Below are 8,837 nucleotides of genomic sequence, written 5' to 3' on the forward strand. Positions count from 1 at the left end.
AGGCGCTGGGGCGCCCTATGCAACACGTAATTGGGACATAGCCTTCTTTTTGGCTGTGTTACGATTAGGACTGGTAAGTATCAGGCCGGAGACCTCTCCTGCGCAGAGGGCGCAAAGGGTCGCAGCCGCAGGAAGAACACCGGCAATACCACCAGCACCATCAGGAAGAAGATGCCGCCGCCGAGAGGCTCGAACAGCACGCCGCAGAGTGCCATCAGCGCCGCCACCGTCATGCCGAGGCCAAGGGCCGCATAGAGCGCCTGAGTCGGGATCAACTGCTCGGCAGGCAGCTGGCGAGTCATGAAACGCACCGCCCCCAGATGGCTCATGCCAAACGTGACCGAATGGAGCAACTGCCCCAGCACCAATACCCACAACTCGGTCGAGGCACCCAGCAATACCCAGCGCACCACACAACCGATGGCACCGGCGATAAAGAGGCTCTGGGCGCCAAAGCGCTGCAAGAAACGCTTGTCGGCGGCGAACATGCAGATCTCCGCCACCACCCCGAGCGCCCAGAGATAGCCGATGATGGTGCCGCTATACCCTTGCGCCTTCCAGTAGATGGCGCTGAAACCGTAATAGGCGGCGTGGCTCCCCTGCAGCAACGCGGTCAGCAGCAGGAAGCGGCGCACCGGTGCGCTGCGCAGGGTCGCCAACAAAGAGGCCTTGGCCCGCTCGCCCTGACTATCTTGCGGTGCAGGATAGAGCGGCAGCCAGCTGATCAGCAGCATCAGCACCAACCCCGCCACCATGGTGTGCAAAATCCAGTCGCTGCCGAAGTTGCCCACCAGCGCCCCCACCAGCGTCGAGGCGACGATAAAAGCAAAAGAACCGCACAGCCGCACCTTGCCGTAATCGAGGTGGGCCTGCACCACCATGCGGGTCGCCAGCGCCTCCCCCACCGGCATCAGGGTCGGATAGATAAAGTTCGCCAGCAGGGTCAAGCCCACCAGCCACCAGAGGTTATGACTGAGGTAGAAACCGAGAAACGCCAGCAGACTGAGCAGGGAGAGCAACCGGGTCACCGGCAGCAGATGGCCCGCCCCCTTGATCTGCCCCATTACCATCAGGTTGCCGGCAAAGCGGATCGCCATCCCCGCCCCCAGCAGCAGACCTATCATCTCGGCGCTGACGCCCACCCCCTCCAGCCAGAGCGACCAGAACGGCAAGTAAGCGCCGTAGACAAAATAGAAGGCGCCGAAAAAGAGCGCTAACCAGGAGAACGCGGGCATAGATCCTCTGCAACCGGATGACGGGAGCAGAATGATAACCCATCCTCCCCGCAGATCCCGATGGAAACCCCGCGCAGAAAACGAAAAAACTTCAATAAAATTGAACTATTACCGAAGAAGCGGGGTCTACCTGATAACACCTCCTCCTGGTTAGTGTTGCAATCCTTCCACCCGCCCATGGCGGGTTTCTTTTTTTAGGCAAACATCTGCTCTGCTCCATCGTCACAACATGGCGACCACAAAAAAGGGGCCGAAGCCCCTTTGATCATCTGCGTCTGTTGTTTGCTCTTTAGAATACGTATTTGACCCGAGCGCTCAGGTTGCGGCCCGGTTCGGTCATCATGCTGTTATCGGAGCCTTCGGCACGGCCGGCGATGCGCTCGTAGCTGGTGTACTCCTTGTCAAACAGGTTGAAGACCCCGACGTTGAGCTGCAGGTCGGTCATCGGGTTGAACTGGGCGTACATGTCCACCACCCCCCAACCGGCGCTCTTCACGTAATCGTTGCCTTTGGCATCCTTGCGCACCTTGTCCATATCGTCGGCAAAGCGCAGCGCGGTGTTGAAGTTCCATTGGGACTGCTCCAGACGCACACCGACCGAGCCGTTGAGCGGGCTCAGGCTGTTGATGTTGTTGCCATCCCCATCCTTGCCCTCGATGTAGGCGAGGTTGCCCCAGACGTTGACCAGATCCGTCAACCAGTAATCCGCTTTCGCTTCGATCCCCTTGGTGGTCGCCTTGCTCAGGTTCTGGTACTGGTAGACGGCGGTGCGCCCCTCTTTGCCCACTTCCACCATCTCGATGAAGTCTTCAAACTTGTTGTAGAAGCTGGCTACTTCATAGCTGAAACCGTTGCTGCTGCCACGTACACCAAGATCGATGCCGTCGCTGCTCTCCGGGTTGAGGTTCGGATTCGGCTCGATGCGATAGCCATAAGCCTGATGGTTCAGGGTGGAGAAGGCGCTGTCATACATGGGCGCCTTGAAGCCGTGGCTGTACTGGGCAAACAGGTTGGCCGCCTCGTGCGCCTTGAACACCAGACCCAGCTTGGGTGACAACTCCCCTTCCGAGAACTTGTGCAGCTGATCGCCTGTGTAGGCGGGATCGTTGTCCGGCGTCATCCGGTAGTAGTCATAGCGGGCGCCCGGGGTCAGCACCCAGCGCTCGCCAAACTTCATCTCGTCGAAGGCCCACAGGGCGCCACGCTCGCTGGTGGTAGCCGGGAAGCTCAGCTCGTTGTAGCCGACAAAATCACCGGGAGTCGTCGGCCCCTTGTAACGGGTACGTTCGTTGTCGGTGTGCTCGTATTCAGCCCCCCAGGCCAGACGGTGGTTGGTGACCGCCTTGTGGAACTGCAGCTGGGCGCCGAGGTTCTTCTGATCGAATACGTTGTGATCCAGAGAGTTCTTAGTCACATAGGGGTTGCGCGGGTTAACCGGATATTTGGATGAGGCGTACTGATCCAGCGTCTGCTTGGTGCGTCCGAAGTAGACCTTGGTATCCATCCGGTCGGCCCAACCCTGATTCAGCGCGATGCCGTGATCCAGCACCAGCGAGAGGTTGTCGGTCTGCTTGTCGGTGATGGGCTGCTCAAAGACACGGGCAGTACCGGTACCGACCTTATTGAGCTTGATCGCGTCCGGCTCCTCACCATCGGTCAGGTAGTCAACGGTCAGCTTGAGGAACTGCTCATCGGAGAGGTTCCACTTGCTCTTGAGCAGCAAGGCGTGGGTACCGATATCGAAGTCGTTCTTGGTGGAGTCGAAATTCTGGGTCACACCGCCATCGCGCCAGGTGTAGCGCAGCAGGTTCTCCACTTCACCAGTGCGCAGGGCACCGGTAAAGCCCGCCATCTTCTGGTGGCTGCTGGAGGCGTAACCGCTGGTCACGTCCAGATAACTATCCTTGCCCTTGAGGAAATCGCTGGCATCCTTGGTGGTGATGGCAATCACGCCACCCAGCGCATCGGAGCCGTAGGCGGCAGAAGCGGGCCCCTTGGCCACTTCTATCTGCTTGATCATGTCGGTATCGAAGTAGCTCTGGCCGACACCACCCTTGCTGTAGGCATCGTTCTGGCGCACACCGTCGCGCACCACCTTGACCCGGTTTTCACCCATGCCTCGGATGACGAAGGTCTGGGCATCCCCTTGGCCGCCGAGCACGGTCACACCGGGTTCGTAGCGGAACAGGTCGGCGACGTTGGTGACGACCTGCTCTTCAATCTGCTTGGCGGTGATCACCGAGATGGGGCCGGAGACATCTTCCAGTTTTTGCTCCATCCGTGAGCCGCTGACGACCACGACTTCATCCGCCTTCTGGGTGGCAGCAAAGACCTGGGAGGAGAGACCGGTCGCCACGGCGAGGGCAACCAGAGAGAGTGCGTTATGATGGGTCACAGCGAATCCTTATTGAGAACTGTTATCAAACAGGCCGCATATTACCCGGCTCCCGACAAAGATCAACAATAAACGAAATCATTCTCATTTTGCTTTGAACCAAATTGGTTTTACACTGTCGCCCTGTGTTGCCCTTATTCTCTATTAGCCCCCCGAGATGCACCGGCATCCGGGCATATCAGCCGTGAGATCCCATGATTAGACGACTTCCCCTGCTCGCCCTGCCGCTGCTGCTGGCAGCCTGTGCCACCCCCACCCAACCGACCCAGTCATCACAGTTGCAGACGCTCTATGACTACCGGCTAAGCAGCGAGGGAGACGCAGACCTGACGCTGGAGCAGGCAATCGCGCGCATTGCCGACGCCGACATCATTCTGGTGGGTGAGCTGCACAGCCATCCCGCCGTGCATCTGTTGCAATCGCGCCTGCTGAGCGGGCTCTACACCGCAGGTCAGCAGCACGGTCGGCCATTGGCCCTCTCCATGGAGCAGTTCAGCCGCGCCGATCAGAAGACGCTGGATGCCTATCTGGCGAACCAGATTGGTGAAGCGGCCTTGATCCGCGAAGGCAACGCCTGGCCCAACTATCCGAGCGACTACCGCCCGCTGGTAGAGTTTGCCAAGGCTCACCGGATGCCGGTGATCGCCGCCAACGCCCCCAAGCCGCTGGTGAGCTGTGTCGGTCAGGAGGGGGCTGAGTGGCTAGACAAACTGCCCGCGTCGCGCCGCAGCCAGCTGGCCCGCCAACTGACGCTGGGGGATGACCCCTATCGCCAGAAATTTATGGCCTCCATGCACCATGGCGATGCCGACAGCAACGCCCGCCGCTTCGCAGCCCAGACCAGCTGGGATGACACCATGGCCGAGAGCATGGTGGATTATCTCGCCAAGCACCCGGGCCAGCAGATCATGCATATCGCCGGCAATTTCCACGTCGAGGGGGGGCTTGGGCTCGCCAGTCGCATCGCCAGCCGCAATCCTGCCCTCAAGGTGGCGCTGGTCGTGCCCCGCATAGATGAGACCTCTGTTGCAGATCCCGCAGCCGATGTGCAGGTAACCATCATGCCGCTGCCTAAGCGCTGGCAAAACAGTGACGAGATGAAGCAAGATATGGGCGCGCTGCATCAATCCCGCAGTCGTGACTGCAGCCAGTGGCTGCAACCCTAATCTTCCAGGAAACGGCGGGTAAAATATGGATGTGTTACTGATCATCGATGTGCAGCAAGGCTTGTTCAACGAGCCCCGTTACCGCCAGGAGCAGGTGCTGGCCAATATCAATCGGGCTGCAGCCCATGTCAGGCAGCAACAGGGACGGGTCATCTATATCCAACATGACTCGCCCCCCGGTACCGAACTGGAACCGGGCACCCCGGGTTGGCAGTTGCACAGTGCGCTGCAACCGGCCAAGGGGGAGAGCCGGGTACGCAAGACAGCCTGTGACAGCTTTCTCGATACCGAGCTTGCTTTCCTGCTGGCCGAGCAGCCGGTCGATCGACTCATTCTCTGTGGCTGCGCCACCGATTTTTGCGTCGATACCACGGTGCGCAGTGCCGCCTCCCATGGGTACGAGGTGCTGGTGTTGAGCGATGGTCACACCACCGCCGATCGCCCCCACCTGAGTGCGGCCCAGATCACCGAGCACCATCACTGGATGTGGCGCCACCTCAGCCTGCCGGAGGGGCGCAGTGTGACCCTGCTCACCACCGACGAGCTGATGGCAGTAACACCCGCCCTGCAGCCGTGCTAATCTGCGAGCCTCGCCTCGTTTCTCACTGGAGTCTGTCGTGCGCCTGTTGTCTGCCACCCTGTTGTTGATTGTTCCCCTGCTGTCGGCCTGCTCCAGCTTGCCCGGCCAGAAGTATGACGGGCCGGAACCCCTGTTTCTGACCCACATCAACGAGGAGGGGAGCAAGCGGTTCACCTTTGAAGCCGCGCCTAACGACACCTTGCCACGCGGCCTCTCGGCGGCCCAGAGCCAGCGGCTGCTGGAACAGCGGGAGGCGTTACAGGAGAACCTGCTGACCGAGACCCTGGCGACCAAGCAGTATTGCCGCCAGGGCTACATCGTACTGAGCCAGACCTCCTGGAAGGTGCGGGGAGAGTGCAACGAAACGGCCACCGATGCCGATCGTCGCGCTTTTCCCAACAAGGCCAGCTGGCAGGATTGAACTGGTGGATGAGATAACGCAATAAAAACGGGCAGCCCAGTGGCTGCCCGTTTTGTTATGACGGCTGTCGTGGTCGACAGGGATCGTCAGACCGGCGCATCGGCCGGGCTGGTGAGCTCGGCACCGTTGTCGATGCGCTTGTGCCCTTCCACCAGATGGACGAAATCCACCAGCTCGTCACCGGAGACCGCGAACGCCTGGCCGAAGCCCTTGACGAACAGCCCCTGCTCCGGCTTGAGGCGGAACAGTTTGAAATCCTTGAGGTTGGAGAGACCCTTGATGATCTCGCCAAAACGACCTTCCAGTGCCGCCACCGCCTTGCTCCAGCGGGCGTCGTCACGGGACACCACTTCAGCCACCGCATCGAAGGTCAAGCGCTTGCGGGCAAACAGCTCGCGGGCACCGCTCTCATCCTCGATCAGCATCAGGGATACCCGAGGCACCTGTTGCAGGTTGCGGGCGTGGCGGGCGATCTCGGAGATCAGCACATAGTAGCCATCTTCCTGCAGCACGAACGGGGCATAGCTGGCGTTGGGATTGCCTTCGCCATCGACGGTGGCGAGCTGCAGGGTGCGGCAGCTGTCGCGAAACTCGCGGATCTCCGGTTGCAGGCGGTTCTGCAGACGCTCCTGACGTTCACTCATGCTTTGACTTCCTCTTGAGAGTTGTGGCGCAGCGCCATAAAACGGGTGACCTGATCGTCCAGCAACTGGCGTTTCTCGTCGCGACCCAGATAGACCTTGAAAATGCAGCGGCCGAAGTGACCGAAGAACTGGAAGGAGTGCCCCTCCTTGCCCATAAACAGCTTGCTGACCAGCGCAATCCCCGCCACGTTGTCGAGCTTGAGATGACCATGCAGCTCACCGTTGCGGCCCATCAGGTTGTAGTAACCGCGTGCGTCCTTGCCTTTCGGGAAGGGTGCTTTGACCTCGAAGATGGAACCTTCTGATTCGACGATGGTGGTCACCGGGCCCCAGTCGGCCAGATCTTCCAGCAGACCTTGTGCGCGATCGGCGGGTAGCAGGGTCACCAGCTCGGCGGGCAGATGGCGAACCACCTCCCATTCACTGATGGCAAGCTGGGCCGCCAGGGTGGACGGATGAGCGCCGGGATCCTGCTCCAGCAGCGCGTGAATGCGTTGTGCAATGCTCATGTTTTCTCCCTCTGCGGGACCATATTGTCCCGCTGTTTATCATGGCGGCTACTCTAATAAAGCACCGAAACCAATGCAATTGATAATTGCTATCATTATCAGTGCATTTTTTCCAAAGCCTTGATATTCTCGGCGGCACACCCGTTTCATTCACCCCTTCGGAGGTTAGCATGGGCCGTCGTCTTGCCCTCGCCATCACCCTGCTCTGCAGTTCACTCTCTCCCTTCTCTGCCGTTGCCGCCGACGGCCAGAAAGAGCGTATCGTCAGTATCGGCCCCGCCACCACAGAACTCATTCTGGCCCTTGGTGGTGAATCGAGCCTGATCGCCACCGATGTCAGCAGCCCCTTGCCAAAAGGGTTGCCCAAGGTGGGTTATCACCGGGCACTGGCCGCCGAAGGGATCCTGAGCCTCTCCCCCACCCGACTGGTGGGCAGCGACGAGATGGGCCCGGCCCCGACCCTGGATCAGCTGCGCCGTGCCGGGGTCAAGGTGGAGGTGCTGGATACCGCGCCGACCCTCGCCAACCTCAATCAGCGTATCGACACCCTCTCCAGCCTGCTGGGCGATAAAGCCGCAGGCGATCGCCTGAAGGCGGAGATCCAGGCTCAGACCGATCAGCTGGCGGCGCAAGCCAAACAGAACAAACCGCTCAAGGTCGCCTTCCTGCTGCTGCACAAGGGGCAACCCACCAGCATCGCCGGAGGTAACACCACTGCCAGCGCGCTGATCTCGCTGGCGGGCGGCATCAATCCGGTCGCCGAATTACGCAACTACAAGCCGGTATCCGCCGAATCCCTCATCGAGATGCAGCCCGATCTGGTGCTGGTCAGCGGTCGTGACTGGCAGCAATATGCCGATCCGGCCAAGGTGCTGGCAGAAGTGCCCGCCCTGGCCGCCACCCCGGCTGGCAAGCGTAACGCCATTCACGCCATCGACGGCCACGCCCTGCAAGGGGGCCTGAGCCTCAACTCCCTGCAACAGGCGAACCAGATCGCCCAGTGGATCAAGCAGGGGTCATGATGCGGTTACCCCTCTCCTGGCTGCTGGCCTTTACCACGGCCGCACTGGCGCTGTTGCTGCTCGGTTCGCTGGCAACCGGCCCCATGACCCTCACCCTGGGCGAGAGTCTGCGGGCGCTGTTTGCCGGGCAGGAGAGCGGGATAGAGTCACACAAGCTGCTGATCGTGCAGGAAATTCGCCTGCCGCGAACCCTGCTTTGCATTGCCGTGGGGGGGATTCTCGGGCTCTGTGGCGCCGTGATGCAGGGGCTGTTTCGCAATCCCCTGGCTGACCCCGGCATCATAGGTGTCTCCGGCGGTGCGGCGCTCGGCGCGGCGCTCGCCATCGTGCTGCTGGCCCCCCTCGGCCAGCAGCTGCAAGCCACCATCGGGGTTGGTCTGCTGCCGCTGCTCGCCTTTCTCGGCGGCGCGCTCACCACCACCCTGGTCTATCTGCTCGGCACCCGTGAGGGCGGCACCTCGGTCACTGTCATGCTGCTGGCCGGGGTCGCCATCACGGCGCTCTCCGGTGCAGTGATCGGCCTGCTCACCTATCTGGCGGACGATCAGATGCTCCGCAACCTGAGCCTGTGGCAGATGGGAACGCTGGCGGCAGGCAAACCGGCCGATGTGGCGCTGGCCCTGCTCACCCTGGCGGCCCTGCTGTGGCTCTTTATGCGCGATGCCAATCCCCTCAATGCCCTGCTGCTGGGTGAAGGGGAAGCCCGTCATCTGGGGGTCAATGTGCAATCCCTCAAGCGCCGCCTGATTCTGCTCACCGCAGCGGGCGTCGGGGTGGCGGTGGCGGTATCGGGGATGATCGGCTTCGTCGGGCTGGTGGTGCCCCATCTGGTGCGCCTGCTGGCGGGCCCCAACCATGTCAGGTT

Annotated in this window: 9 protein-coding genes; 5 read left to right on the top strand and 4 right to left on the bottom strand. The window is 61.1% G+C overall.

All coding sequences use genetic code 11. The features are described from left to right. Nucleotides 1-80 precede the first annotated feature (80 nt). Nucleotides 81-1,235: a 3-phenylpropionate MFS transporter gene (locus tag L972_RS02995; protein ID WP_047435348.1), complete on the bottom strand. Its 1,155-nt coding sequence runs from the start codon at nt 1,233-1,235 to the stop codon at nt 81-83. Between the two features lie 289 nt (nt 1,236-1,524). Beyond that, nucleotides 1,525-3,630, bottom strand: coding sequence for a TonB-dependent hemoglobin/transferrin/lactoferrin family receptor (locus L972_RS03000; RefSeq protein ID WP_047435351.1), 2,106 nt, complete (start codon nt 3,628-3,630; stop codon nt 1,525-1,527). 194 nt (nt 3,631-3,824) lie between these two features. Between L972_RS03000 and L972_RS03005 the strand changes: the two genes are divergently transcribed. Genes L972_RS03005 through L972_RS03015 form a run of 3 tightly spaced genes read left to right on the top strand, consistent with a single transcriptional unit; the run spans nt 3,825 to nt 5,797 of the window. Then, the gene (locus tag L972_RS03005; RefSeq protein WP_047435354.1) at nt 3,825-4,796 is read left to right on the top strand and encodes a ChaN family lipoprotein; all 972 of its coding nucleotides are present in this window, start codon (nt 3,825-3,827) and stop codon (nt 4,794-4,796) included. 25 nt (nt 4,797-4,821) lie between these two features. Beyond that, nucleotides 4,822-5,376 (top strand): cysteine hydrolase family protein, encoded by a 555-nt coding sequence (locus L972_RS03010; protein WP_047435357.1) that lies wholly within the window; start codon nt 4,822-4,824, stop codon nt 5,374-5,376. Between the two features lie 37 nt (nt 5,377-5,413). Beyond that, nucleotides 5,414-5,797, top strand: coding sequence for a hypothetical protein (locus L972_RS03015; RefSeq protein ID WP_005335256.1), 384 nt, complete (start codon nt 5,414-5,416; stop codon nt 5,795-5,797). Nucleotides 5,798-5,883: 86 nt separating this feature from the next. On the opposite strand, the gene hutZ is transcribed toward L972_RS03015, so the two are convergent. After that, complete coding sequence (gene hutZ / locus L972_RS03020; protein ID WP_047435363.1) at nt 5,884-6,441, bottom strand: heme utilization protein HutZ; 558 nt, start codon at nt 6,439-6,441, stop codon at nt 5,884-5,886. Continuing rightward, entirely contained in the window at nt 6,438-6,950 is a 513-nt protein-coding gene (hutX, locus tag L972_RS03025; protein WP_047435366.1) for a heme utilization cystosolic carrier protein HutX, read from the bottom strand. The genes hutZ and hutX overlap by 4 nt, the downstream gene beginning before the upstream one ends. A 170-nt stretch (nt 6,951-7,120) precedes the next feature. Between hutX and L972_RS03030 the strand changes: the two genes are divergently transcribed. After that, nucleotides 7,121-7,972: a heme/hemin ABC transporter substrate-binding protein gene (locus L972_RS03030; RefSeq protein WP_047435369.1), complete on the top strand. Its 852-nt coding sequence runs from the start codon at nt 7,121-7,123 to the stop codon at nt 7,970-7,972. After that, a partial coding sequence (locus L972_RS03035) for a FecCD family ABC transporter permease (RefSeq protein ID WP_047435372.1) occupies nt 7,969-8,837 on the top strand: 869 nt, incomplete at its 3' end. The genes L972_RS03030 and L972_RS03035, both read left to right, overlap by 4 nt.

Source organism: Aeromonas sp. ZOR0001, from assembly GCF_000801015.1.
In the GTDB taxonomy this organism is placed as follows: Bacteria; Pseudomonadota; Gammaproteobacteria; order Enterobacterales; family Aeromonadaceae; genus Aeromonas; species Aeromonas veronii.

Excerpts from the sequence above, each read along its gene's own strand:
- L972_RS02995 (WP_047435348.1), bottom strand. The coding sequence starts at position 1,235 with ATGCCCGCGTTCTCCTGGTTAGCGCTCTTTTTCGGCGCCTTCTATTTT.
- L972_RS03005 (WP_047435354.1), top strand. The coding sequence starts at position 3,825 with ATGATTAGACGACTTCCCCTGCTCGCCCTGCCGCTGCTGCTGGCAGCC.
- hutX (WP_047435366.1), bottom strand. The coding sequence starts at position 6,950 with ATGAGCATTGCACAACGCATTCACGCGCTGCTGGAGCAGGATCCCGGC.
- hutZ (WP_047435363.1), bottom strand. The coding sequence starts at position 6,441 with ATGAGTGAACGTCAGGAGCGTCTGCAGAACCGCCTGCAACCGGAGATC.
- L972_RS03030 (WP_047435369.1), top strand. The coding sequence starts at position 7,121 with ATGGGCCGTCGTCTTGCCCTCGCCATCACCCTGCTCTGCAGTTCACTC.
- L972_RS03010 (WP_047435357.1), top strand. The coding sequence starts at position 4,822 with ATGGATGTGTTACTGATCATCGATGTGCAGCAAGGCTTGTTCAACGAG.